Consider the following 262-nt stretch of genomic DNA (forward strand, 5'->3'; position numbering starts at 1 on the left):
TGACCGACGTGGTGATCCTTTCCCTGCTGATCTACGCCGCGCTCGGCAAGCTTGCCGACCAGATCGCGCGCACGCTCGAGCGACGGATGCTGGCATGGAACCCCGCCTATCAGAAGTGAGGATACCGACATGATCCGCCATACAGCAAGCCTTCATCACGGCCCGTCAGGGCGGGATGTCGCCGCGGGACGGGGGACGGATATCGCTCCCGCTCCTCCGGTGCCTTCCGGACCGGTCTCGATTTCGCTCACGCATGTCGACA

General features: G+C 64.1%; 1 pseudogene. It reads left to right on the forward strand.

What is annotated here, in order from left to right:
- A pseudogene (locus tag EUU22_RS04010) lies at window positions 1-119 on the forward strand (ABC transporter permease); the annotation flags it as partial.
- Window positions 120-262: the final 143 nt, after the last annotated feature.

The sequence above is a fragment of the Ciceribacter ferrooxidans genome, from assembly GCF_004137355.1.
Taxonomy (GTDB): domain Bacteria; phylum Pseudomonadota; class Alphaproteobacteria; order Rhizobiales; family Rhizobiaceae; genus Allorhizobium; species Allorhizobium ferrooxidans.